Consider the following 25,492-nt stretch of genomic DNA (forward strand, 5'->3'; position numbering starts at 1 on the left):
TGTCTCGGCTACAGGGCAAGTCGCGAGCGCGCGACCTCGCGCACCAGGCTATATGGGTCATCGACAAGGCCTATGAGCTCGGAGGGCAAAATCCGGCTTGCGACCTCATGCCGGATACGCCAATCCGGGTCGTGGCGCAGTAGCGACAATAACTGCGCCGACAGGCGTCGAGCGACCTCCAACCGCACCAATGCGTCACGGTCATCGACCATGCTGAGCAACCATTCCTGTGGGAGACGTCGCGCCACGGCGCGACGGACCTCGGCTTCCCCGTCCTTGGTCATTCCGCGGAGTAGCAAGGGCGTAATCCGCCGCGCCACCACAAGGCGCACGTAGTAATATTCATCCGCGGCCATCGGCAGCAGTTCGTCACCTTCAAGCAGTGTCGCGACCCACATCCTGACTTCGTGATGAGGGTCGTTGCGAAGGTGCAGGGCGAAGCGCTTGGGCAGACGACGGACTGCGCTCCAACGCACGGTTTCGTCGTGATCGTGGAGCAACGGCGGCAGCAGAAAGACGCTGGCGAATCTCGCCGCGATCGCGCGCACCTCAAAATGCGGGTGAGCGAGGTAGGTGTCGGCGAGGCTCGGATTCCAGTCGAAGAAACGGTCAATACGTCGGGCATAGCGGTCGTTGACGCAAGCGTGCTTGAGTTGACAGCGGCCAGTGCGATTTAGAGCAATGTGCGCGCAGCAGGCGCAATTGATCTGATTGCCCTGCCAATTTCTGGCCTCGTCAATGTCGTCACTCATCCTCCTGCCCCATGCGTTCGAGGACACGTAGGAGAACCTTGGCGCCGATCTTATCGGTGGGATCGATCTCAAGAAGTTTTTGGACGGCTAATCGCCCTTCCTCTGTTTGACCGAGGCGCATCTGCAAATAAGCGTATCCTTTCAGCGAGAACAGAAAGAACCGCGGCAGAATATCTTCATATCGACCGAACGCCGCATCATGGGAACGGACAAGACGCCAGTCCGACGGGAGATTGTTCATCTCGGATGCCTTGCTTATGCAAAGCTTGGCCACCTGAAGCGCCTCGGCCAGCCGCGCTTTATAGAAATAGAAGCGAAATAGGCCGATCAGCACTGCCGCGTGCCCTGGTGCTAGGCCAACGGCCTTGCGTAGGTGGCTTTCGGCGACCTCATCAAGGTGATAGGACAAGCTAGCCTGCCACAGGTGATGCTCGGCCTCGCTGGGCAGCCCATCTCCAAGCAAGGTCCTGGCGAAGAGCGCCTCGTTAATCTCGGATTGCGGGCTGAACAGAGCATCTGGCATCGCGGGTGGCCTCTTGCACTCAATGGTCCCCGCAAGAGACTTGCATGCGATCTTGCAATACGAATCCAGTCCACTTCGGCTTATCAACGAAACCGGCCGTCGCAACGTCGTGCCGTGGCAGCCTCTCCCGACGAACAAACGGCCTGCCGTCATCGCGCTCGACCCCAGTAACCGTGACCTGGGGCTTTTCGAGCAGGCTGATTCCACAGGCGAGCCCGGAACATCCGCTTGGGCTAGTCGCAAGACAAAGGTCGCAGCCGGCGCGCCCACCGGCTTGGAGCATCATTCGGATGGCTCGTTGCACCAATCGTATGTTCCAGAAGTTCATGTCATTTCTTTCGCTCAAGTACGCGCCTGGTAGCGGGCAAGCGAGGTGTCGAGGACACAGGTATTGTCGACCGGGCAGACCGCCACGCATTGCGGCTCATCGAAATGGCCGATGCATTCGGTGCACTTTTGAGGATCAATCATGAATGTTCCGCCCTTCTCCGCGATCGCGACATTGGGGCATTCCGGCTCGCATGCCGAACAGCCCGTGCACTGAGAGGCGATGATCTTGAATGGCATGTTTTTCCTCTCTCATGCCGCGGAAATCAACGCACCCTGGCGAATCGCAGCATCGCCACGTTCTACATGTTGGATCGCACCACTGGTGACCCTTTCGAGATAGGCCTTGAACCAGGCGATCGTCGACTTATCGATCGGCTCATAAGCGTATTGATCGACTGGCTCGACGCCCGCCTTGATCAATTCGGCCCTGGGGCAACCGCCAATCTTGGCGATGAATACCGCGTGGCAATCGTTAATGGCACGGATGATGGTCTCGAGTTTCCCCTCTTCGGCATAGCCACCCTGGCAATACAGATCCACGCGGCGATGGCCGATAAACTTGGCGCCGCCGACAGAGAGCTCATAGACTTGAAATTCCTTGGCGTGACCAAAGTGCTCGTTTATCAGGCCCGAGCCCTTGGTCGCGACCGCCGCCAGGACCTTCATATCACCGAGGTTAGCTGCGAGTTCCACAAGATCAGCGAGCTCGGCCGCGGCCGTGGCGGCGCGGTCAATCTCGACTTTGGCCTGGTAAGCATTGCGGCTTTCGACATCGTATTTTACGTCGATGGTCGCGAGCTTTTCGGTGGTGAACTCCGCACTGCGGTCTTCGCCTAACAGCCCGATCGCATCGGCCCGGCACTGCCGGCAGTGGCGCATCATGTGCAGCTCACCCTCGCAGCTGTCCTGCAGCGACTTCAGTTCCAGTGCCGTCGGGCTGCGCTGGTTCTTCAGACCGAAAGCGGTTCCATATTTGGGAGAAGAGATCAACGGCATGATGTTGTGCAGGAAGGCGCCGCGCGACGTCACTGCCTTACTCACTTCGACGAGGTGTTGATCATTTAGTCCGGGGATCATAACCGAGTTGATCTTGCAGAGAATGCCTCGCCTAGTGAGCATCTCGAGGCCCTCGAGCTGGCGATCGGTGAGGATCTTTGCGGCTTGGACGCCCACGTAGCGTTTGTGGTTGTAGAAAATCCAGGGATAGATCTTTGCCCCGATCTCGGGGTTGATCATATTGATCGTGATCGTGACGTGCTCGACGTTGAGCTTAGCAATGGTGTCGATGTGATCGGGTAGCGCGAGACCATTGGTTGACAGGCACAGCTTGAGATCCGGTGCAACCTTGTGGACGAGCTCGAAGGTCTTAAAAGTCTTTTCGGGGTTGGCGAGCGGGTCGCCAGGACCGGCGATACCGAGCACGGTCATCTGCGGAATGGTAGAGGCAACGGCCATCACTTTCCTGGCAGCCTGCTCAGGCGTGAGCCTCTCGCTGACCACGCCCGGGCGCGATTCATTGGCACAGTCGTACTTGCGGTTGCAGTAGTTGCACTGGATGTTGCAGGCGGGCGCGACCGCGACATGCATGCGCGCATAGTGATGATGCGCCTCTTCGCTGTAGCAGGGGTGCTTTTTCACCTTTTCCCATGTCTCAGCTGGCAGGTCACTGCGGCCTGCCGCCGAGCCGCATTTGGCTCCGCCGCTGCGGCCACCCGTGCCACAGCCTTTGTGCTCGGCAATCGACTGCGTGATGTCGCCATCCTCGATGGCGTCGCTCGATGATCCCCGATGCGTTGCAGTCCCCATTTACCCAGTTCTCCCGTCAGGCCTAGAAATTTCGCGCATCAGCGTCTCAGCAATCGGCGTGCCACGGCCCGTGGCGCAACTTTCACGATCTTGTTCAATGAGTTAGGAAACGCTTTGGTGCCTCTCTTTGCCGGGCGATGTTGGAAAGCCGACATGCGTTGTGACCGAAGCGGCACATGAGGCGCGCGAAGATGTTGACTGAAGGTATCGCCGCTCAGTTCTTTTTTGCTGGAAATATGGCTGGTCAGTTGGCGGCCGTGTGCGAGCTGCCCCGCGAACCGCAGGTCAAATGCCGATGCGAGAAGCGTCTCTAATCTGCCAAAAGGATCTCGATGGCACGTGCGAGCGGAATTGCAAGTGGCGTTAGGTTTTGGTCGACCAGAAAGCGGCGCTCATTCTTGGTGAGCATGTCGGGATCGACCACGGCATAGTGAACGTCGGACGAGCGCTTTAACACCTGTCGCGCATAAGTGCGCAGGAGCTGGTCGTTGAAGCGACAACCCAGAAACAGGAAGCTGCGGCCGGTGCGACGAGCCTTCACCTCGCCGGGAATCGGCGTCTGTATGTCGATTTCCGTGAGCACCTCAACATAGTCTGCATCGGAGACCAGGAAATTCCTGGCCGGGGCGACGCTGCCGTGAGGCTTGTAGAGGATTGTTGTCCACCTTTTTGCAAGAGAGCAATCGGCTTCAGTGCCTGCGGAATCGTAGAAGCGAAACCAGCGATCCTCAATGAGACCAGCGCGAGTAATGCCCTGGATCTCGCCCCAATTGCTGTGTCCCGCCAGCGCATTTCGCATCGCGCTATCATACCAGCTATCAACGATCAGCGGCAGCCGCAGCCTTGCAAGATGCCGCTGCATTTGCCCCGGCTCGGCCGGGCCGCTAAAGGCATCCGCCATCATCGCCGTTACGGTGGTGCGATACCTCGTGCTTTCGATGTACTGTGCGGAAGCCCAGGCGTTCCCTCTCGCGCGCCTTGGCAACGTCACCTTGGTGCCGAAGAATGCCGCCAGGTCCTCCGGATTCATCGGCACGCTCGGCTTCGACAATTCCGCTAAGCCGGGGCCGAGATAAGGAACGACATTGCCGTTACCAAGCCCCTCCGCGACCTTCCGGAGCATGGCTTCGGCAACTGGCCGACCAACGAACGCGATGTGCGGAGCCGGCACGTTCATGTCTCTTCTCTGTCGCCGCCACGCCTCCTAGCATTGATCGTAATCGGCAAGGTGGTGTCACTCGTCATCGGCGGCAGGTCGAGCACCCAGCCATTGGCTATTCTGATCCAGCCGCCCCACAGCGTCTCGTGCTCGGATTCGACGATCCGCTCCTCAAGGTCCTTCTTGGGGACGTAGATCGAAAGACCGGTTTCAGGTGAACGACGAATTATGACTTTCATCTGATACACTCACTGGATCGAGAGGTCGTTCTTGCACGCTCTGGCCACTCAGGTCGGCTCCCTCTCAGTTTCGTGATAATATTTCGCAGCACAACGAGGACGTGATCGATCTCCTCGCTGGTGGTCTCGCGAGATAACGAAAAGCGGATCGCGCCGTGCAACAAGGCAGATGGTACGTTCATCGCTCGAAGCACATGAGACGGCTCCATGGCGCCGGACGCACAGGCTGATCCGAGGGACGCGGCAATGCCGGCGCGACTCAAATGATGAATAATTGCTTCACCGTCGAGATGCTCGAAGGCGATATTTGACGTGTTTGGCAGGCGGCTCTCCTTGTCGCCGAGCACCACAGACTTGCCGAAGTCTAGGACGCCATACTCCAGCCGGTCGCGAAACGCGGCTATTTTCCTCCGCTCCCGCCCGAGCTCTACGGCGGCAAGCTCCGCAGCCTTACCCAGCCCAATGATACCGGGGACGTTCTCGGTGCCGGAACGCCGGCGGCGTTCCTGTGGTCCGCCGAAGATCAGTCGTCTGAACTTGGTGTCCTTGCGCACATAGAGCGCACCAACGCCTTTTGGACCATGCAGCTTGTGGCCAGAAAGCGACAGCATGTCGATCTCGGTCGTCTTCACGTCGATCGGAACTCGCCCCACGGCCTGCACCGCATCAGTGTGGAAGAGTGCGCCGATGGACCGCGCCATCTTGGCCAGAACCTCCACTGGAAAGATCGTGCCAGTCTCGTTATTGGCCCACATGACGGAGACGATCGCGGTACGCGAGGACAACGCGCGGCGATAAGCATCAATGTCGAGCCGGCCGTAGCAGTCAACAGGAATGAGATGGCACTTGTTGCCGCGACGGCCGAGCTCGTCTGCGAGTGAGAGCACAGCCGGATGTTCCACGGTGGTGGTGACCAGTTCGTCGCGTCGCTCCTGCACGGCAAGCGCCGAAAGGATTGCCGTGTTATCCGATTCCGTACCGCCCGAGGTAAAGACAATCTCGTGATCAAAAGCAGCGCCGATCAGCGCCTGCACACTCCTGCGAGCCTGTCTTATGCTTTCCGCAACTTGCCTGCCTGCCGCATGCGCGGATGAGGCATTGCCGAACTGCTCGGAAAAAAATGGCAGCATCGCAGCGACGACGGACGGATCCGTGCGAGTTGTCGCGTTGTTGTCGAGGTATACCGACTGCACCTTACGCCTTTTTTAGTGTCGGGCTTTGGCCGGTCCTGCGACCGGGATCAGGCGGACGAACTTGCCAAGCCGTTCGATCAGGCGCGCCTGGATGCCTTCTAGTGTTGTACTCGCGAGCTTGCAGAAGACGCAGGCGCCCGTGAGCTTGATCATGATCTTGTTGCCATCGATCCCGATAAGCTCGCAGTCTCCGCCGTCACGCTTCAGATTTGGCCGAATTTCATCGAGTACGGCGCGGACGACTCGCTCGGATTCGGTAAGTTTAGCGGCCACCAGTTGTCTCGTTTGTTCAGTCTCAACAAGCATGTCCTTATGCCTCTCCGTGGCGACCTGTCAGGAATGCGGCTCTAGCTAAAAGACTTGCCGCATGAGCAGCTCGACTTTGCGTTGGGATTGTCAAAGGTGAAACCAGAGCCCTCCAGAGCCACCACAAAATCGATCGTCGTTCCGGCAAGATGCGAGTGACAGTTCTTGTCGACAAACACCTTGATGCCGCCCCGCTCGATCACGGTCTCATTCGGCTTCGGCTCATCGGCAAGCCCCATCGTGTACTTGAACCCGGCGCAGCCGCCCTCTTCGACCATTATCCGCAAGCCCCTCGTCGGCTGCGCGGCTGCAGAGATCGCGCTCTTGACCGCATTCTCTGCGCTCTTCGTCAGATTGATCATCGCTTTTTCCTCAATATCTGCGGCAGTTCGGGATGAGGTTGGCAAGTCCTGTGCCAGCAATCACACTCCTGACAATACTTGGCCTTTGCCAATGTCGGTCATTTGCGTTGCAGGGCGTGTCGGGCTTGCGACACGACACTTTGCAGCTTGGGAGCCATCTGGCGCGGCGCCGTAGCGCTGCCGGCAGGGCATACCTGCCTAAGCCGCACAGACGAGGTGCTGCTTTTGGCGTTCGCCGCATCCAGGGGCCGACGGCAAACAATTTGCATGGGGAGCAACGCCGGCTCACGCGGTTCGACATCTGCGCCAGCCGCATCAAACGAGGAGGATTTCATGACGTCGATCGACAACACCGCTCTTGGCCGGCTTGATAAAGAAGGCCGCTTGCTTAATGCGGTGCTGAAAGGTGACACCACGAAGACGGGCCGCTTCGGATTCCGCGGCGATATCGCGCTAAGGTTCCAGGCTCAGGTGGCCGACGAGAAGCGTCCGCCGGACTATTCGATCGAGCAGGTATTGACAGTCACAGACGAGGGAGAGACCACAATCCCCGTACTGGCTGGCTACCTGCATTCTCTTGCCTATCTTGCCGATGTCGCAAAGGTCCTGGATGGCGCCTTGAGCCCGAACGGCACCTACTTCATGTTCTGCAACAACATCGATCTTCTGGCGAAATACCGCATCAAGATCGGTGACGTCACATTTCGCATACTGCCATGTGACGAGTCGACGGTTTGGAAGGAGATGATGGATCTCACTGGGGTCGACAAGAACGACATCAAGAAGCTCGATACTGCCGGCAAGCTTGATTATTTGCTCGATGCTGCCAAGAGCATCAATACCTCTTTTGCCGAACTCTCCTACGAAGAAGGCCTTGCCAATATGCAACCGGTGAGGAATCGCAACGAGAACCGCCCTGTCTGATGCCTGGCGTCAGATCTCTTCTTATCCCATATTGCCAGGGCTGGTGGCGTGGAGCTGGACTGGTCCGTCAGACCAGACAATTGGACGATCGACAGTGCGGACTTGCATGCAAGTCCGCTCGGTACAGATTGCGGCAGTTCAAGTTCAAACGGTTGGCTGGACAGGCTCGACGACTACAATGCCCATCCTACGTTCAGGCTTTGCTAAGGTAACGAGAGTGAAGATGGATGGAGCTCTCGTTTTGATTGACGGGACTAGATTCCAGCTTGCGCCGCGGCTGAACCGCCCGTCCTGCGGCCCAAGGCGACTTTCCATGTCGCGGATATCAGCAGTGCCGACACGTCTAGCCTGGACGCGGATGATCGTGTGATCTGGCAGAAGTCACCGTACTTGAAAGCTCGACAAGCCCTGCCGCAGCTTTGAATCGTGAAGCTATATGGGGGGGGACCGCGCAGGAGGCAGAATAGAAATGGCCACGCTGGTCAAGATCACTCAGGACGGCCGCAAGCTCGAGGTGCTGGGGCGGGCGATCCTGCTTGGCGGAAGGCTCGAAGCTGGCGAACTCATCGAGGTCAGGGATCATCCGTACCGCCGAGCAATCCTGGCCGCAGTACCTGACGCTACGCATATGGCCGGCCGCGTCCCGCTGACGCGCGAGGAAGCGGAGATCGCTCTCGCCGCCTTCAAAAAGGCCGAGGCCGATATGCTCGCCAACCCAATCTCCATCCACGAGCGATTTCGGATGGCTGCGATGATGAAGGCACGTGAACAGGGGATTGAGTAGCAAGAGTTGTGGCGGCTCTAGCTGCGATTTGACCGTCATATATCGACAAGTGTTTCCAAGTGCAGATGCCCCGCGAGATATCGAAATCTCGCAGACGAGCGCGGAGATGACGACGAGAGCTGCCGGAACCAGCTAGCTTTGTTCGACTTTCAGCGGCATAGGCGGAGCACTCACGCGAACCCTTGTTAATGGCTTCTGGCACTGACGAGCTTGTCCCTCTGCAGAAGATCTCTAAGGACATCGTTTCCCTGTTCCGGATGGCTGAACTCAAGCAGCTGGAACGTGGTTCTGGCAGTTGGTCGGGCACACTCGAGCGCAGGCGCCGCAGCCGATGCAGGCTCCTTCATCGTTCAGCACCATGATCTTTTTCTCGATCTCATCATCATCATCTTCGAGATCGACCATCTCGCCGTCCTCGTTGATACCCTTCAGCATCATGACCTGGCGGCCACACACCTTGTAACAGCGGCCGCAACCGATGCACTTCTTAGGGTCGACGGAAGCCAGATACTCCGGCTTCCAGTTGCGGCCGTCGCGTGTTGCGAATGACATGGTTACGATCCGTTTGCTTGTTCCTGCGCTTTGAGATCCTCGCGCTTGCGCTCGAGCTCGTCGAAGGTGTCGTGGACCTTCTGGGCCACACTCAGGACCGAGGTCCAGTTGACCGGCAGTTCTTCGGCGAAATCGTGGAGGTCCATCTTTGCCTGAGTCGCCTTGGCGGAGAGCTTCTTGATCTCGGCTTTCAGTGCTTCAAGATCCCTCATTCGTCACCTCAGTAGTTCGCAACTTCCGGGAACCTGCGGATCATCTCGATTCCGCGGTCGACATACATGTCACCTTCCGTGACAAGTTTTGAGAGGTTGTCGAAACCGAAACGGTGTACGTCGCGCAGCTGTTTGTTCACGACAATGAGCCGGCCGCCGATCAGCACTATGCGGCCAAAGCCTTCATGGTGCATTTTCAGCATCGGCGACACCATGACGCCAGTCGCCCTCTCAATGGACACTGCGACAGCGTTGAAGAACAATTCCAGCCGCCAGATCGTGTCCGGATCGGGGTCGCCCACGATCGGCAAGGCACGGCGCTTTTCCCTGTCGAGAATATAGGGCTCGAGCAACTCTAGATCCTTCCTGCCTTCCCAAGCGCCATGCCCGTCCTCGGCGCGCCAGATCTTGACGAGCTCCTTCACAAAGGGCGCCTCTCCCGCAGAGCTGGGTTGGATCAATTCAGCCGCCTCAGTCATAGTCGGTTACCTTAATCCTCGAAATCAAACGAGCGTTCCTGGCCCTTGGCAAGCACTTTGCGCAACCAGGGTGGAGGTAAGCCTTTTAGTACGGCCTCAAGCTTGATACAGAGATCGTCGATCGCTTCAGGCTGGTTCACCTTCATAGGATGGATGTTATTTGCGACGACGCGCGCGGCGCCTGAGCCGCCGATCGCCGCAACATAGAGGATGGAGCAGTCTTTGATAGCTTCGATCTTCGGCGCGAGCTTGTCCTCATTGCCGTCGTCCTTAAGGTCGCCCTCAAACTGGATGGCTTCGACAAAGCTATGCCCCTCGGGCCTGACGTCATAGATGGCGATATTTTTGGCCCAACCAAAATGGGCATCTACTCGCTTCAGATCCTGGGTGGCGAATGCGACTTTCATCGGCGTAAATCCTCTCTTCGCGTCAATTCAGCCGCGGAGGAACGACACGTAGGCCGCTGTCGGTGATGCGCCAGGTGTCCGGCGTCGGCTGGCGGTTGTCCTCGCGGTCGGCAATGATGAGATTGGCGAGCTCAAAGATCAGCTCGCGCGTGCCGCGATAGCCGACCGTCATTTGGTGACCTGCGCCAAGGCGATCGAACATCGGAAAGCCGGCACGGTAGAATGGAATGTTCAGCCGTGCTGCCGCCTGGCGGCCGTGGGAATGGGAGATCAGGAGATCGCACTCGCGCGTTTTGGCAAGCTCCTCCAGATCTTCAAGATCGCCGATGATGACCTCACGCATCCTGACGCGTTCGAGCACCGGAGAGGCCGTTGTCGTCACTGCCGCGGTCAGCTGCGCGCCCATCTCGTAGAGCATGCTGGAAATGTCGAACAAGAGGTCCGGCTCGGCCCCAATGGCGAGCTTTCGACCGCCGATATGGAAATGCGCATCCAGCATGGCGTCCGCGAGCTGGCCACGCTGCCGGCAGTATTTTGGCGGAACCGGCTTGCCGCTGATCTCGCTCACAGATGCGATGAATACATCGCTTGGGACGAGGCCACAGAGCCGCTCGAACAGCCGGAACGGCACGCCCGTCCTTGCTTGCATGGCCTCGGCCGCGCGCCTCATCTGAGCACCGATCGCGATCGTCCAAGCCGCCTGTCCCATAGTCGCGATCTCGTCGACCCCGATCCCACCGATCGTGGTAGGCGTGAACTCATCGGGAATGTGACCGTCGAGCGAACCGGCGATATCCGGCAGGAAGGACGGCCTCAGCCCAAAATCCTCAAAAATCGTCCGTAGCTCCTCAAGGTCGCCGGGGGTCAGGTGGCAGCCAGGCAGGACGTTAACGCGTGAGAGGTCGCGTGGCGCGGCCGCATCGACGGGATCGACAAGCACCTCGACTACGCGCGCCACGGTCTTTTCCCAGCCATCCTGAAAGGCGTCCTTGAAATCCGGCGTCGAAACGTAGACGAGCGGCAATTTCTCGAGCTGCGGATGCTTCTGCCGCACAAGGCGGATGAACGCTTCGACATCGTCACCCTTGGTCTCAGTGACTCCGGTCGAATTGATGCCGATAATTTCGGGCTTGGTACGATTGTAGATATTGAGGATCGCCTGCTCGACATTCTCGTAGCCACCAAGCACCGTGGCAACCTCACTCATCGCGGTGGTCTGCAGCGGCACTGCCTCCTTGAAATGGCGGACAAATAGGGTCAAGCCGAAGGACGTGCAGCCCTGGGAACCGTGTAGGAGCGGCATTGCTCCCCGAAGCCCCAAGAAGGCAAAGGAGCCGCCGATCGGCTGGCTCATCTTGAGCGGATTGCTCGAGCAGGCCTTATTGGAATTGGTAACGATAGCCATGGCTCGGAACCTGCTTTACCGTCTTACTCTGCTGCCTGCTGCGTGGAAGTAGGCTCGGCCGCAGTAAAGTCCGCGATCCCTCGCTCACTAGCGCCGCAGGCGTCGGGAGCCTCACCGTGCTGCGCGAGGACCATAGTCGAGCCGAAAGCGACAACGCTACCCTTGATGACACCAAGATCAAGAGTTCGGCAAGGGAAGGCTCCTTTAGCGCGGCGCGACGTTTCGACACAATCTAGATTCGGGCCATCGGCAGTCGCCACATCTACCTGCGCAAGCGACTTGGCTTTCCAGGTGACGTCGGCATCGGCCCACGGCGCGGGTTTACGGAGCTGATCCCATATTGGGTTGTAGAGCGCCTTATCGATCTCTTCCATCAGCTTTACGATGCCGAGATAGCCCATATAGGCGTGGCAGCGCTCCTGATTGATATCGAGCCACGGCGTCGCTGTTTTCAAGGCAACAAATTGCGACTTGCCGCCTGAGAGCATGATGTCGGCCTTTGCTTCTTTGAGCATCTTGTACATTTCACGCGGCGTCAGATCATCGATCATGTGAGCATCATGGCCCATCAATTTTTGGATGCGCTCCTTGTCCTCCCTGGTTGATTTTTTAACAGAAGTGCCGACGATCTCGAGCCCCGCCTCCTGCAAAGCTGCGACGACCGACCACGATTTCACGCCACCGGTGACGAGCAGCACCTTTTTGCCCGCAAAACGCGGCTTGAAGAACTCGATCGCGGCCCTCGCCTTTGCTTCCTCGCGTGCGATTGTGAGCTCGGTGCGTTCCATCAACTCGGCCGGCGCGCCGCGCTCGATCAGCATGCGCGCAATCTCGCGCAGAGACTCGCTGGAGTCTTGGATACCGTAGAATGATCCTTCGAAGAATGGGATGCCGTACCGCTCCTTCATCTTGCCCGCGACATTGATCAGGGACTTCGAGCACACCATCATTGCCGCGCGCGCCCGATGTGAGCAGGCGACGTCGCGATATTTGCCATCACCGGAGATGCAGGACAGGATGCGAATTCCGAGTTCGTCCAACAGCGGCTTGACCTGCCAGAACTCACCGGACAGGTTGTATTCGCCGATAAGATTGATGTCGTAGGGCGTCGTGTACTCTGGTTCCCGCGTACCGATCACGTGTCTCAGCAGCGCTTCGCCGGCGAGCTTATTGCCGAGGTTCTTCGAGCCGACAAATCCTGGGGCATTGACGGGAATGACGGGCCTGCCGCATTTCGCTGTGGCGATCTTGCAGACCGCATCAATGTCGTCGCCGATCATCGCCGGAACGCAGGTTTGATAGACGAAGATCGCCGAGGGATCGTACTTCCGGATGATTTCCTTTATGGCTTTGTATAGCCGCTTCTCGCCGCCGAACACGACGTCGATTTCTTGCATATCGGTCGTGAAGCTCCTACGCCAGAGATCGGAGCCTGAGGAAACAGAACCGCGATTGTCCCAGGAGTTTCCTTCGCACGCGATCGGGCCATGAACCAGATGAGCGACATCGGTAAACGGTTGCAGCGCAATCTTGGCGCCATCAAAAGCGCAACCTCCGGCGGCCCCGCCAGGCTGCAGTTGCTTGGTGCAGCCTTTCTTGCGGGCAGCCGCCGATTTGTTGGCGTTTTCGACGCAATTCGCCTCGTTGAAGACGTCTTGGATGGTCGCCGATAGCGAAGTCACGGTTGTCTCCTTCCGCAGACGTTTTCTGGTTCGGACACGGTCGATAGGCGGGCTGGTGCGAATATCCCACCTCACGGCGGCGACAAGCCGCAATGAGGCGGAGACACGCCCTCATCAGCGGATGATGTCGAAGCTATAGTCCGTTTTTCCGACCACGTTGGTGCTCTTGTCGATCTCCTCAAAAATCTTATCAAGTATCTTCACCAGTACATTCATCCCACCCTGATAACCCCAAACCGGATAGCGGTGATGATGGTGCCGATCGAAAACCGGGAAGCCGATGCGGATCAGCGGCGTGCCGGTATCGCGCTCCAGGTACTTGCCATAAGTGTTGCCGATTAGAAAATCGACCGGCTCGGTGAACAGCAGCGAACGCATGTGCCAGAGGTCCTTACCCGGATAGGCATGGCAGTCTTTGCCGAACTGCGAACCGGCGAACAGCGCCTTCATCTTCTCTTCCCAGGCCTTGTTGCCGTTGGTCGACAGGACGTGCGTCGGTTCGGCCCCTAGCTCGAGCAGGAAGTTGGCCAAGCCATAGCAAAGGTCGGGATCGCCGTAGATTGCGAACTTCTTACCGTGAATGTGTGCGCTTGAGTCCGCCATGGCGTCGACCAGACGACCGCGCTCTTGTTCCAAGATTTTTGGGATTACTTTGCCCGTAATGCGCGATAGCGTCATCAGGAAGTCGTCGGTCGCGCTGACGCCGACCGGATGGTTGAACGCAACGACTTGCTGGCCATGGCTCGCGATGAACGGTAGCGTTTTCTCCGTACAGTATTGCTGCATGGAGATGGTCGCCTTGGCGTGGATCGCATCTGCGGCGTCTTTCAGCGTGGTGCCGCCACCATACATGCGAAACTCACCGTCAGTGGGTGTGTCGAACACGTCACTGTTATCCGCCAGGATCGTGTATCCGATCCCCATCAATTCGAAAATACGCTTCATCTCGCGGATGTTGCCTACGGTGTAGCCGTCGAAGCCGCCGATGAAGTTGATCTTATCGCTCGGCTCGCGCTCAAGCTTGGGCTCGGACCCAGCTTTTCCGTCCCAGAAATGCTCGATGATGCCTTTCAGGGCGTTGTCATATCCGGTGACGTGGCTACCGACGAAGGCAGGCGTATGAGCGAAGGGAACATCGAACTCGGCCGGCACCGACCCCTTTTCCTTCGAGGTCTTGATGAAGGCGTTGAGATCGTCGCCGATCACTTCCGCCATGCAGGTGGTCGAGACCGAAATCATCTTCGGTTTGTACATGTTATAGCTGTTGGCGAGCCCGTCGATCATGTTGTTGAGACCGCCGAATACGGCTGCGTCTTCGGTCATCGACGAGGAAACACAGGAGGTCGGCTCCTTGAAGTGTCGTGATAGGTGGCTTCGGTAGTAGGCGACGCAGCCCTGTGAGCCGTGCACGAAGGGCAAGGTGCCCTCGAAGCCGACCGAAGCAAACACCGCACCTAACGGCTGGCAGGCCTTGGCCGGATTGATGGTCAGTTCCTCGCGCGCGAAGTTCTTCTCGCGATATTCGGGTGTTTTGGTCCATTCGCGGATACGCGCAACCTCCGCGGGGTCATGCGCATTCTCGAAGAGCGCTCTTTTATTGGCCAGCATCTGCTGGTATTCCGGACCTCGGAACAGCTCGAAATGATCGAGCACGTTTTCGGCATTCTGGGTCATCGTGGCGTCCTTTTTGGATTCGTGTTCGATCGTCTGGCCCGGCTCGCCTATTCCGCCGCCATCAGACTTGGACGCGGGGCGTCCTTCCACGGCGCCTTGGTTTTCTTCCAGATCGGGGAATTGACTGCCATGTCCATGTCTCGGGCGAAGATCGCGAACCCATCGTAGCCGTGATAAGGACCCGAATAGTCCCAGGAATGCATTTGCCGGAACGGCACTCCCATCTTCTGGAACACGTACTTCTCCTTGATGCCAGAACCAACGAGGTCAGGCTGCATCTTCTCGACGAAGCGCTCGAACTCGTAGCCGGTGACGTCGTCATAAATCAATGTGCCGTCCTTGACATAGTGCTGGGCGGTGCGCTGATAATCGTCGTTGTGACCGAACTCGTAGCCGGTCCCGATGACCTCCATACCAAGGTCTTCATAAGCGCCAATCACGTGCCGAGGGCGCAGGCCACCCACGAAAAGCATCACGGACTTGCCCTCTAGACGCGGTCGGTACTTGGCGATGACGGCGTCCGTCAGCGGCTGGTATTTCACGATGACGCGCTCGGCCCCCTCCTTGATCTTGTCGTCGAAGAAGCTCGCGATCTTCCGCAGGGACTCTACGATTTTGGATGGGCCGAAGAAGTTGTACTCGCACCACGGAATGCCGTACTTCTCTTCCATGTGGCGAGAGATGTAGTTCATCGAGCGGTAGCAGTGCAGGATGTTCAGCTTCGCCTTCGGCGTCGCCTCAAGCTCGGCAAGACTGCCGTCGCCCGACCATTGCGCAATCACGCGAAGGCCCATCTCCTCCAGGAGAATGCGAGAAGACCAGGCGTCGCCGCCGATGTTGTAGTCGCCGATGATGGCAACGTCATAGGCCGTTGGTTCGAATCGCCGTTCTGCCTCCGGGGTGATCTTGTCGAACACCCAGTCGCGTATGGCGTCGTTTGCGATATGGTGACCAAGCGACTGCGATACGCCGCGGAAGCCTTCGCAGCGCACCGGAACGATTGTCTTGCCGTCATATTCCTTCGATTTGACCCTCGAGACCGCCTCTATGTCATCGCCGATCAGGCCGATCGGGCATTCCGACTGGATGCTTATTCCGCGGTTAAGCGGAAACAGGTCCTGGATCTCGTCGATCACCTTGACGAGCTTCTTGTCGCCGCCGAAGACAATGTCCTTTTCCTGGAAGTCGGAGGTGAACTGCATGGTTCCGAAGGTATCGATGCCGGTGGTACCGACATAATAATTGCGCCGCGATCCCCAGGAATACTGCCCGCAACCGACCGGGCCGTGGCTGATGTGGATCATGTCCTTGATCGGACCCCACACCACCCCTTTGGATCCGGCATAGGCGCAACCGCGAATAGTCATTACTCCCGGGATCGATTTGAGATTCGATTTGACGCCGCAGTCGGACTTGCCAGCCTCGTGCACGTTAAGATGCTTTGCGCGGCGCTTGGCGGTCTTCTCCGGGTAGACCTTCAACACTTCGTCAATCAGCTCCTTATTGCGGGCCTTGATCTCTGCGACGCTCTGGGTAGATGCCAGGCTCATACGAATATCCTTCCAATTATCCTGCGCGTTTTCGGCATCGACGCTTTCTCGATGCCAAGTATGCGGTTCGGGCTACGCTGACACGGCGGCAAGCTCGGAAGCAGTCTTACCGACCTCGCTTTCATCGATCGCCTTCATGATGCCGTGCTCCATCAGCATGTCCTCAAGTTCGTCCATGCTGATCGGGGTCGGGATGATGCCCTTGCCTCCATTGTTGTGAATTTTGTTCGCAAGGTTGCGATAGTGCTCTGCTTGCTTGGAGTCCGGCGCATATTCCAGCACCGTCATGCGGCGCAGCTCGGCGTGCTGGACGACGTTGTCGCGGGGTACGAAGTGGATCAACTGGGTGCCGAGCTTCTTGGCGAGCGCTTCCGCCAGCTCCAGCTCCTTGTCGGTCTGCCTCTCGTTGCAGATCAAGCCGCCGAGCCGCACGCCGCCGGAATTGGCATACTTTAGAATGCCCTTGGAGATGTTGTTGGCGGCATACATCGCCATCATCTCGCCGGACATAACGATATAGATTTCTTGCGCCTTGTTCTCACGTATCGGCATTGCAAATCCGCCGCAGACGACATCGCCGAGCACGTCATATGACACGTAATCGATGTCCTCGTAGGCCCCGTTCTCTTCCAGGAAGTTGATCGAGGTGATGACGCCACGGCCGGCGCAGCCGACGCCCGGCTCCGGACCTCCGGATTCGACGCAGCGAATATCCTGGTAGCCGACCTTCAAGACGTCCTCGATCTCGAGGTCCTCGACGCTGCCGGCGCTTGCCGCGAGACTCAGGATCGTGTCCTGCGCCTTGGCGTGCAGAATCAGGCGCGTCGAGTCCGCCTTCGGGTCGCAGCCGACGATCAGGATCTTGTGACCCATTTCGGCGAGTGCTGCGAGCGTGTTCTGCGAGGTCGTCGATTTGCCGATACCACCTTTGCCATAAAACGCGATTTGTCTCAGTGAAGACATGTTGCTCTCCATCAACCGATTGACGATCTGCCTACTGCGCTCTGTCCTGATCCAATCGTCCAGCTCGCCGCATCAAAGCGAAGCCGAGTACGATGGTCGACAGCCTCGCGCTCGGGTAACGACTTTTGCAACGAGCGTGCCAGCGCCTGTTCGGGACGAAAACCGATGTAAGTGGAGACGGATACCGGCTCAGATGGGCTTTGTTGCAAGTCCGACATAGGCAAGGCTCGACGTTTCGTCGCACCCGCCTGTCCGAAATACGGCAACGCTTGTCTTACCGACTAGCCAAATCGGCAGTTATCCTACCGCACGCCGCTGACCGCATTTTCGGTCCGGAGCTTGCTTGACACACAGCAAACAACGCACCGAGGGTATCATGCAGTTGGAAGCCGAGGTTTCTGCGACTGAAGACCGTCCGACCATCTTCCTGATCGAACCCGAGCAGGTGGTGCGTTCCGCGCTCGACTACATCCTGCGCGAGCAGTATCAGACACGTGCTTTTGCCGCTGTGGATGAGGCTATTTCATCACCTATGAAGACTCCCGCCGTGGTACTGATCGGCATCGCCATCCTGCGAGATCGAGGCCAGGCAGTACTGGAAGAAGTCAACAGGGTGTTCACGAACGCCAAGATCCTGCTCGTAGCTGAACGGGAATCCGATCCTGTCGTGCAGGCCGGGCTTGAACGTGGCGCACACGGGGTTATCAGCAATCCTATCTCTTTCGATTCTGTCTGCGGTGCCGTCAGAGAAGCGTTGGGCGTACCGGACGTTCCCCGCGGACCATCCCATGTCATTTCTGTCGCGTTCGATTAGGCGCTTCTTACGCGACTTCGGATAGCCGAATTGCTGTCGATCTGCGCCAGCTCGCGAATGGCCTCCGCGATCGGCATGAAATTTATACCTGCTTTTCAGCACCACCTTAGCGGTTTGGCCGCGGGCACCGGATTGAAGCCGCTCCGATCGCGAGCTCTTGCGCCGCGACTATCGACAATCGCCACCTCGAGCCGGATGCTATGAGGAAACCATCTCTTTCGGCCTCCGAGCGCATAATGTCCTGAAACTCGGGAGTTCTTCCTTCTCCGGTTGATGCGATTTTCGGACAGAAGCCTCGGGTATCAAAGCCCCAAAAGTGACTGCGATTGGTCGAGGTGGATGCCGCGTGCACGGTTCTAAGCTGCCAACCATCCACCAATCGCTGGCCACGACGATACCACCCGCAAGTTAGCGCGAAGCTCGCCGCGCCGCTCGACAATTCAGCGCCCATGCACCGATGATCTCTCATCGACGCTATCTAGCCAACATCCTCCTCGACATCGTCAGGCGGGGATGCATGTGCCCTCCACTGGACAGACGACCGCGCATTGCGGAGTATCGCAACTCCCCTCGCACTCCGTACACTTTTTGGCATCAATCACATATGTGTCGCGCTTTAGACTGATCGCGCCGTTCGGACACTCGAACTCACATGCACCGCAAACCGAGCATTGCGAGGCGACGATCTTGTAAGCCATGAATTGTGACTCCTGCGCGTAAACGATGCCATTCGACGTCGATATCTTCCCTTCAAGCATCGTGCCACACGCGCGAGATTGGAAAGCCCGACATTATCGGTGAGACGTGCGTCGTCGCGAGCCATATGGCATCTCGCATTTGTGATGCCCGCCAGACTTATCAAACACGAACGACTTGAGCGTGTAGCCGATCTGCAGCGATCTCAAGAGATGCGACTTGGGCTTTAGCGTGTTCGGTTGCACAACGACGACCAGCAGGTAGCGCCGTCACCATGAACAGCGCCTTGTCCGCTCCGCCTCACACCTGCTCGACTTCAAGTTTTGCACAATTGTAAGTCACCTGAGACGTTCTAGTTGCGCCGTCGGACTAGCGACAGCGATTTTGTCGTCTATGCGGGCATTTTTGTCCCGTTTGCCACAGTCACACGTGCTGTCCGCCATTGATGGGCACTTCCGCACCTGTGACATAGCTCGCCGCGTTTGAACAGAGGAAGAAGATAACCTTCGCAACCTCGTCCGGCGTACCGACACGGTGTAGCGGTATGATCGGCGCTAGCTTCGCTTCGGTCTCCGGCGAGAGGATGTCGGTCTTGATCTCGCCTGGCGCGATCGCATTGACCCGAATCCCGAACGGCGCGTAGTCATGTGCCATCTCGCGCGTGAGACAGGCAAGCGCTGCCTTGGAGGTCGCGTAGGCCGTACCGGCGAAAGGATGCACACGAGTGCCAACGATTGAGGTGACGTTGACGATTGAGCCAGATGCTACTTTCAATTCTTCGAACAGACCTTGGGCGAGCAGAATCGGCGCGACCAAATTGACGTGAAACACGCTCATCCAAGTTCCGATGGATGTTGTTAGCGAATTCAGTCGGCCTCCATCCGGGGCCTTGGGGGAGATGGCCGCATTGTTGATCAGCGCGTGAAGCGGCTCTCCATTGAGCCGCTTCCTGATTTCGTTAATCGCGCCAGGCAACGCGCGATGATCGCTCAACTCAACCTGCACATGGTTATTGTTTCCCGACTCCCAGGGGCACCGGCTATCGAAGGGGTGTCGAGAACAGGAGATGATGCGCCAACCAGCTTGCGAAAACAACTTTCCCGTCGCGTGGCCGATGCCGCGCGAAGCGCCGGTTAATACAAGCGTCTTCCTTCCGCCAGCCTGCGCGTGTGAGTTATCGTCATGAAACGGACAGAGCGCTAGAGCCGACGCAGAGGTCGGATCAGCAACGCAGTCTCCTTTTGATTCAACAAGCGGCAAGCGAGCTCCTTTAGGACTTGATTAGATGAGCAATCTCGGCATCTACGACAAGGAATTAGCAATAATTGGACCAGGGCCGGAAACTGCAAGACGAGATGCACATGGCCAAATGTCAGTTTACCGACATGTTCGTCGGCTCGGTCCAAAAGCTCGCTGCCTCTCGAACAAGATGCGGCGTTGAGGTCGGATCACGTGGCGTGCGGGATGACCAGGCATGCTCGAGCAGGAGCCCCACTGGCTTTCCAGCCTGAGACACCGACCGTCCTCCGACAACACACTTCGTCGCAATCGACTAGGATTTCCGCGCATTTCGGCACGCGATCAACCGAGGCGCCCGGCGCACTTTGCCGCCCGCAAAATGCGCCGGGTCCCGCCTCTGCACCACCAGTACGTCCGTGATGATGCTGCTCTGACTGAAGCGACTAGCGTGGCAAAACTTAGGCGCATAGCCCTGCTCCACGGCAGCAAAACATATTTCACGTGAGTACTTCGATAGAGCTTGAATCGCACGTAGCGTCAGTTGGTAAAGTCTGAGAATTTGCGTTTGCATCCAAGACGACTGACTACAAGAAACCTGCTCGCGCCATTGACGCTTTCGCTTTTGCGAGCGCCCTTCCGGTGGCGCCGCTCAACGATCGATAGATACTTGGCAAGTGGTCCCACCTTAGGACATTGGAGCCAGGACCGTGTATGACCGTCTTGGAACGCTTCTGTTTAACAGCGCGACGGTTTCGCGCGACACGTCGTGTGTGCCCATCGCTTTATAAGCTTCAAGCACAGTGATTTACCTGGAGCGGCTAGTTGTGCAGCTGTTCAACATGGCCGTGGGCGCTGGTTCAATTGGTATGCTGCCTAGTTCGTGCAACGTGGCGTTATCGGCTCGTAGGTGTGATGTAGCGGCCTCGTGCGTTAGCCAACCCGGAGGATCGTGATTCGCGCGCCTCGGAATGACCCGCGAGCGAGCTCGTAAATCCGTGTGCAGGACACTCACGATCAACTGCGGACTTGATGTATGCTTCCCGCTCTCCCCTGTATGAGCCATTTGACGTTAAGGGAACCGCACGCTAGGCGGAGATCCATCTGTGCGCTTATTGGTCCTCGCTATCCCGGTCGCAGGCGCCTGGAGAGCCGACACTGGGGGGCGCATCAAGCACGTTCAGTCTGTAGTGGTTACCTCGCCGAAACCGCGATTCGATCGCGGCATAGGCGAACCCAAAGCTAGCAAAGAAGATGGAAAGTAAAATGAAAAGGAGAGCAACGCCGTCCTTTCCGGACATGCAGTGTGAGAACGTCATATATTGTGCCCTTGCTAGGTCGGTATCACCTATGGCGCGATCTACAACGTGACGTAACGTGCGACTCAAGCTCTGTCGGGCTCTGAGTCAGAATATCGTGGAGGCGATTGCTTTGACTGACTGGGCCCGCCTCAAATTTGCCACGCGGCTTGATTCATTGGCGGACACATTGTCAGAATATACTGGCGATGTCTGGCGGACCCGGCGCACTCTATTCCTGACAAGGTGCCCCGGGACGCTTCAGCCATCCCTTCTCTAGCGCCGTCTCTAGCGTCCCAGGCTGTCAGGGCTGACCCGCGTCGTGTAGCTCCGTGTACCGGCAAATGTCATGATCGATACGTTGATTCGGCCAGCTCGCTGGACGTTGGGGGTCACGCAGTGCGACCATTCCTCTCTCGCGCGTCACTAGATCTGCCTTCAGCGAGATGCTTAGCATCCGTTCTGCCGTACAAGGCCATCTCAAGAGCTCGTTCAGGCGGGATTTCCATTTCGCGAGCTTTGTGTGCAGCCGCGAATTCAGCATTCGAGCCGCTCTAGCTAACCCCAGCGGCCGACCATAGGCTGATTATCATGTCATCGTCCGTCATATTCGGCCCAAGCATCGGATGTTTCATAGACGCGAACGCACGACAATCCTTGAAGTTTGCGACACAGTCTTTCCCAGATCCAAATGGCAATATTTTCCGCCGTAGGATTTCCCAATCCTTCGACCTCGTTAAGACATCGATGATCGAGTGCATTCATCACTTCGACGAAATGATCTTCGAGGTCAGAAAAATCTATGACAAATCCTGTGACCGGATCCACCGGTCCATCGAGCTGCACTTCAATGCGATAGGAATGCCCGTGCATGCGGCTGCACCTATGTGCAGCCGGCACGTTCGGGAGACGGTGAGCCGCCTCGAATTTGAACGAGTGTGCTATCTTCATTGGGGCCTAGATGCTGGCAGGTTTGGGGCTCCGCCGTAGCCGATGCGAGCGACACCGAAAGAACTCCGGCGAGTTCCGCGGTGAACTTCGCCATCAGTCGACCTTGGCTGCCTTGGCAAAAACTTCGCGTGAAGCCATCGGAATGGCGCCTCCGCGGGTCGGATCGGCGAAGGTGCCGCCCGCCGAAGCGTAGTCCTTACCGGTGCGACGCTCGAGTATGATGCCCATAGCCTCGATGTTGGGGATGTCCGTTTCGCGCAGCTCCGGCATTAAGTGCTTGCGGGCCAGCGCCGCCTCGACGTAGGGTGCCAGTTCCTCTTCTTTATGTCGGACGCGCTCGTCTTCCCGTTCTTTCAACGTGGGCATAACCTCTTTGGCAAACAGCTCGAGTGCCTCGCAGATGTGCTCGTGCTTATTCAGCCCGCATTGCTGGATGAAGATCATCTGGTCGATACCGACCTCCGCGTAGCTCATGAGATGGTCACGAACGCTCTGAGGCCGACCGATACTACCTGAGCCCGGGGTTTCCTTCACGTCGTCCTTGATCGCTTGGAAGCGCCGCCACAAATTCGTGTGTCCAGGACGATGTTCACCATATATCGCATAGTGTGCGATCGAATATCCGAAAAACTTGAAGCCATCGATTCCGCGACGCATCGCTTCTTCGGCACTCTCATGAACCATCATACCGTTGAGCGTTGCAATATTGGCGTTCACCGAATGACCGATGGGAACACATTCGTCTGACTTGATTGTCTCATAGTATTCGTCCCGCCAGAGTTTTGCCTGAGACGCTTCGACAAACCCAAATACCAGCGCGCCTACTCCATGACGCGCGGCGCGCAAGATGCTGTCGCGCCGCGAACACGCCATCCAGAGCGGTGGGTGCGGTTTCTGTATCGGCTTTGGCACGATGTTGCGGGGTGGCATTTTGAAGAACCGCCCCTCGTATCCCGGATACGGCCGCATCGTCATCATATTGGCGGTCTGTTCGACGGCTTCCCGCCACATGGCATGCTTCTGCCCAGGTTCTATCCCAAACCCATGCATCTCAATGAGCGAGGCCGATTCTCCAGTTCCCCACTCGACGCGTCCTCCAGAGATGAGATCGAGCGTGGCGAGGCGCTCAGCTACCCTCGCTGGATGATTGTAGAGCGGTGGCGAAAGACAAACGCCATGGCCGATACGGATATTCTTCGTACGCTGCGAAACAGCACCCAGAAAGACTTCGGGTGCGGACGAGTGTGAGTATTCCTCCAGGAAATGATGCTCGACCTGCCACATGTAATCGAATCCGAGCTGATCGGCGAGCTCGATCTGCTCCAGCGCGTTGTCGAATAATTTTCGCTCGCCGCCATTTTCCCAAGGCTGCGGTAATTGGTGTTCATAGAACACTCCAAGCTTCATCTGTTTTCCTCTGGGGCGGAACATTCATAGAGCGCTTTGTGATTCTCGGATGCGACGGGCATGTCACGCCATCGGTCGCTGGCTAGAGGCACCATCCGATCTGCGTTCTTGCTCCGCATTTGTTGGCACAGCCTTCACCCCGACTTGCACGCCTGCACTGCCGCTCTTTGGAAGCCAACGTCAGCGACTGCACTATCGTCGTGACGGCGCCCTTTGACCACCGAGCAATCGGCGTGCCAGGGTCGGTAAGCCGCGATGAAGAAGGAAATGCAACGACTTGCATCGCGCCGACATAGCGTTCTCGACCGAATGTCGTGTTTCTGACATGTGCCTCTCCGAAGCAAGCCAGAGCGAGACAAGACAGACCAAGTGTCGAGTTTCGACAATATTCGCGCCGAAGAGAAGGGGCGCGATCGTCATTCACGATTGAAGTTGCCCCGTGCATCTAGGCGTGCGACGGGTAGGAAGCTGCCCTATAAGCACATGTTGGACGCAGCTGGTTTGGGCGAGCATTGCAGCCGGCTGGATTCTAACCGCTATATCAAGCGTGCAACTGGCCCGACAAGGAATGGGGATCTTATGCGATATATCCTGATTTCCACTGCCATTCTGACCAGCTGCTTTCAGCTCCCCAAAGCCTATGCTGAGCAACTTCAGGTCTCGCAATTCGGCGACAAAGCATATCGCTCCATCCAGGAGGCTATAGACGCATTGCCAGCTCGAGGCGGCGACATTCTGATTGCGCCGGGCATCTATCGCGAGAAGGTGAAGGTCGGCAAATCCGGCGTTCATATCACAGGCACCGGGAAGAAGTCGGAAGACACGATTGTCGTCTACGGCGACGGCGCGATCAAAGTGGGTGGAACCGTTCGTTCCGCCACAATGGACGCATCCGGCGATGACTTCCGTCTCGACAATCTAACGATACAAAACGACTATGCCCTAAATCCGGTCAATCCGCCGTCGCAGGCGGTGGCGCTGGCTATTACTGGGGACAAGGATGTTATTACCCGCACTCGCCTACTTGGCGCACAAGACACGCTATTCGCCAACAAGGGGCCGAATGGCCGAAGAGCACGACAATACTTTTCGGACTGCTACATCGAGGGACATGTCGACTATATATTCGGCAACGCCAAGGCGTATTTCCAGCGCTGTGAGCTGCACGGCGTCGCCAATCAGGCTGTGGTGTACACCGCACAAAGCAAAGACTCTCCGGAGGACGACAGCGCCTATGTTTTTGACCATTGCACTCTCACAGCTGATCCAGCCGCACGCGGCATCGCCCTCGGCCGCCCTTGGCGCTCTTATGCTACGGTGATCTTCTTATCCACTAAGATGAATGCGCCGGTGATAGCGGAAGGCTGGAGCGAGTGGGATCGCGGCAAGACCAACAGACTGACCACAGCCTACTATGCCGAATACCAATCCACCGGAATCGGCGCCAATCTCAGGGGACGGGAGCCTTACTCCCATCAACTGACCGACAACGAAGCCAAGCAATGGTCGCTCAAATCATTTTTTGCTGATGACACGAACTGGCTGCCGAGCTCATCGTCAAAATAGGAACTATGGGCCGGTCCGCAGAATTTCTGATCCATCTGCCGTCGCGCCGTTCTCTCGCGCGCACACGGGTGCACTGTCTTATTATCCACCCCATTAAGGTTTTCGAGCCGCCTCGCGAACCTCGTCAGATTCTCGGACAGCCAAAGCTTATCCCGCAATTAGGTTCCGAGTAACAACACCAGCCAGCTTCAAAGCGCCTACCATTCTTGTTTGGTCAAGTGC

At 57.6% G+C, this 25,492-nt stretch carries 26 protein-coding genes; 4 read left to right on the top strand and 22 right to left on the bottom strand.

Annotated elements, in window-relative coordinates:
* Positions 1–8: 8 nt before the first annotated feature.
* The 9 genes from Q3C01_RS32030 to Q3C01_RS32070 form a co-directional block, all read right to left on the bottom strand.
* Entirely contained in the window at positions 9–752 is a 744-nt protein-coding gene (locus tag Q3C01_RS32030) for a 4Fe4S-binding leucine-rich repeat protein (RefSeq protein WP_458149291.1), read from the bottom strand.
* On the bottom strand, positions 745–1,275 hold the full coding sequence (locus Q3C01_RS32035; protein ID WP_458149260.1) for a tetratricopeptide repeat protein: 531 nt from the start codon (positions 1,273–1,275) through the stop codon (positions 745–747). Before Q3C01_RS32035 ends, Q3C01_RS32030 begins: the two co-directional genes overlap by 8 nt.
* 342 nt (positions 1,276–1,617) lie before the next feature.
* Complete coding sequence (locus tag Q3C01_RS32040) at positions 1,618–1,842, bottom strand: 4Fe-4S binding protein (protein WP_458149261.1); 225 nt, start codon at positions 1,840–1,842, stop codon at positions 1,618–1,620.
* Between the two features lie 12 nt (positions 1,843–1,854).
* The gene (gene nifB / locus Q3C01_RS32045; protein ID WP_458149262.1) at positions 1,855–3,411 is read right to left on the bottom strand and encodes a nitrogenase cofactor biosynthesis protein NifB; all 1,557 of its coding nucleotides are present in this window, start codon (positions 3,409–3,411) and stop codon (positions 1,855–1,857) included.
* 310 nt (positions 3,412–3,721) lie between these two features.
* Complete coding sequence (locus tag Q3C01_RS32050) at positions 3,722–4,588, bottom strand: SIR2 family NAD-dependent protein deacylase (RefSeq protein ID WP_458149263.1); 867 nt, start codon at positions 4,586–4,588, stop codon at positions 3,722–3,724.
* Positions 4,585–4,809, bottom strand: a complete 225-nt coding sequence (nifT, locus tag Q3C01_RS32055; RefSeq protein ID WP_458149264.1) for a putative nitrogen fixation protein NifT — start codon at positions 4,807–4,809, stop codon at positions 4,585–4,587. The genes Q3C01_RS32050 and nifT overlap by 4 nt, the downstream gene beginning before the upstream one ends.
* Complete coding sequence (gene nifS / locus Q3C01_RS32060; protein WP_458149265.1) at positions 4,806–6,002, bottom strand: cysteine desulfurase NifS; 1,197 nt, start codon at positions 6,000–6,002, stop codon at positions 4,806–4,808. Before nifS ends, nifT begins: the two co-directional genes overlap by 4 nt.
* Before the next feature lie 12 nt (positions 6,003–6,014).
* Complete coding sequence (locus tag Q3C01_RS32065; protein ID WP_458149266.1) at positions 6,015–6,308, bottom strand: NifU family protein; 294 nt, start codon at positions 6,306–6,308, stop codon at positions 6,015–6,017.
* A gap of 41 nt (positions 6,309–6,349) precedes the next feature.
* Positions 6,350–6,670 carry a HesB/IscA family protein gene (locus Q3C01_RS32070; RefSeq protein ID WP_458149292.1) on the bottom strand — a complete coding sequence of 107 codons (321 nt, stop codon included), beginning with the start codon at positions 6,668–6,670 and terminating at the stop codon, positions 6,350–6,352.
* A gap of 333 nt (positions 6,671–7,003) precedes the next feature.
* Here Q3C01_RS32070 and Q3C01_RS32075 point away from each other — a divergent pair, with 333 nt between their 5' ends.
* Positions 7,004–7,594 (top strand): hypothetical protein, encoded by a 591-nt coding sequence (locus Q3C01_RS32075; RefSeq protein ID WP_458149267.1) that lies wholly within the window; start codon positions 7,004–7,006, stop codon positions 7,592–7,594.
* A gap of 469 nt (positions 7,595–8,063) precedes the next feature.
* Positions 8,064–8,378: a hypothetical protein gene (locus tag Q3C01_RS32080; protein ID WP_458149268.1), complete on the top strand. Its 315-nt coding sequence runs from the start codon at positions 8,064–8,066 to the stop codon at positions 8,376–8,378.
* Between the two features lie 267 nt (positions 8,379–8,645).
* On the opposite strand, the gene fdxB is transcribed toward Q3C01_RS32080, so the two are convergent.
* The 9 genes from fdxB to nifH form a co-directional block, all read right to left on the bottom strand.
* Entirely contained in the window at positions 8,646–8,930 is a 285-nt protein-coding gene (gene fdxB / locus Q3C01_RS32085; protein ID WP_458149269.1) for a ferredoxin III, nif-specific, read from the bottom strand.
* Between the two features lie 2 nt (positions 8,931–8,932).
* Positions 8,933–9,142, bottom strand: a complete 210-nt coding sequence (locus tag Q3C01_RS32090) for a CCE_0567 family metalloprotein (RefSeq protein ID WP_458149270.1) — start codon at positions 9,140–9,142, stop codon at positions 8,933–8,935.
* A gap of 8 nt (positions 9,143–9,150) precedes the next feature.
* Positions 9,151–9,621 (bottom strand): NifX-associated nitrogen fixation protein, encoded by a 471-nt coding sequence (locus tag Q3C01_RS32095; RefSeq protein ID WP_458149271.1) that lies wholly within the window; start codon positions 9,619–9,621, stop codon positions 9,151–9,153.
* 11 nt (positions 9,622–9,632) lie between these two features.
* On the bottom strand, positions 9,633–10,028 hold the full coding sequence (nifX, locus tag Q3C01_RS32100; RefSeq protein ID WP_458149272.1) for a nitrogen fixation protein NifX: 396 nt from the start codon (positions 10,026–10,028) through the stop codon (positions 9,633–9,635).
* 22 nt (positions 10,029–10,050) lie between these two features.
* Positions 10,051–11,433 carry a nitrogenase iron-molybdenum cofactor biosynthesis protein NifN gene (gene nifN / locus Q3C01_RS32105; protein WP_458149273.1) on the bottom strand — a complete coding sequence of 461 codons (1,383 nt, stop codon included), beginning with the start codon at positions 11,431–11,433 and terminating at the stop codon, positions 10,051–10,053.
* Positions 11,434–11,456: 23 nt separating this feature from the next.
* Positions 11,457–13,115, bottom strand: coding sequence for a nitrogenase iron-molybdenum cofactor biosynthesis protein NifE (gene nifE / locus Q3C01_RS32110; protein WP_458149274.1), 1,659 nt, complete (start codon positions 13,113–13,115; stop codon positions 11,457–11,459).
* 114 nt (positions 13,116–13,229) lie between these two features.
* A complete protein-coding gene (gene nifK / locus Q3C01_RS32115) occupies positions 13,230–14,789 on the bottom strand; it encodes a nitrogenase molybdenum-iron protein subunit beta (protein WP_458149293.1) in 1,560 nt (519 codons plus the stop codon).
* Positions 14,790–14,836: 47 nt separating this feature from the next.
* Positions 14,837–16,339, bottom strand: coding sequence for a nitrogenase molybdenum-iron protein alpha chain (gene nifD, locus Q3C01_RS32120; RefSeq protein ID WP_458149275.1), 1,503 nt, complete (start codon positions 16,337–16,339; stop codon positions 14,837–14,839).
* 72 nt (positions 16,340–16,411) lie between these two features.
* Positions 16,412–17,302 (bottom strand): nitrogenase iron protein, encoded by an 891-nt coding sequence (gene nifH, locus Q3C01_RS32125; RefSeq protein ID WP_458149276.1) that lies wholly within the window; start codon positions 17,300–17,302, stop codon positions 16,412–16,414.
* A gap of 376 nt (positions 17,303–17,678) precedes the next feature.
* Between nifH and Q3C01_RS32130 the strand changes: the two genes are divergently transcribed.
* Positions 17,679–18,116, top strand: coding sequence for a response regulator (locus Q3C01_RS32130; RefSeq protein ID WP_458149277.1), 438 nt, complete (start codon positions 17,679–17,681; stop codon positions 18,114–18,116).
* A gap of 503 nt (positions 18,117–18,619) precedes the next feature.
* Here the strand turns inward: Q3C01_RS32130 and Q3C01_RS32135 are convergent.
* From Q3C01_RS32135 to Q3C01_RS32150, 4 genes are all read right to left on the bottom strand, one after another.
* Positions 18,620–18,814: a 4Fe-4S binding protein gene (locus Q3C01_RS32135; RefSeq protein ID WP_458149278.1), complete on the bottom strand. Its 195-nt coding sequence runs from the start codon at positions 18,812–18,814 to the stop codon at positions 18,620–18,622.
* A gap of 421 nt (positions 18,815–19,235) precedes the next feature.
* On the bottom strand, positions 19,236–20,072 hold the full coding sequence (locus Q3C01_RS32140) for an SDR family NAD(P)-dependent oxidoreductase (RefSeq protein ID WP_458149279.1): 837 nt from the start codon (positions 20,070–20,072) through the stop codon (positions 19,236–19,238).
* Between the two features lie 1,868 nt (positions 20,073–21,940).
* Complete coding sequence (queD, locus tag Q3C01_RS32145; protein ID WP_458149280.1) at positions 21,941–22,297, bottom strand: 6-carboxytetrahydropterin synthase QueD; 357 nt, start codon at positions 22,295–22,297, stop codon at positions 21,941–21,943.
* Between the two features lie 93 nt (positions 22,298–22,390).
* On the bottom strand, positions 22,391–23,704 hold the full coding sequence (locus tag Q3C01_RS32150) for an LLM class flavin-dependent oxidoreductase (protein ID WP_458149281.1): 1,314 nt from the start codon (positions 23,702–23,704) through the stop codon (positions 22,391–22,393).
* A gap of 369 nt (positions 23,705–24,073) precedes the next feature.
* Between Q3C01_RS32150 and Q3C01_RS32155 the strand changes: the two genes are divergently transcribed.
* Positions 24,074–25,270 carry a pectinesterase family protein gene (locus tag Q3C01_RS32155; RefSeq protein WP_458149282.1) on the top strand — a complete coding sequence of 399 codons (1,197 nt, stop codon included), beginning with the start codon at positions 24,074–24,076 and terminating at the stop codon, positions 25,268–25,270.
* The last annotated feature ends 222 nt before the right edge of the window (positions 25,271–25,492 follow it).

Source organism: Bradyrhizobium sp. UFLA05-109 (assembly GCF_054185165.1).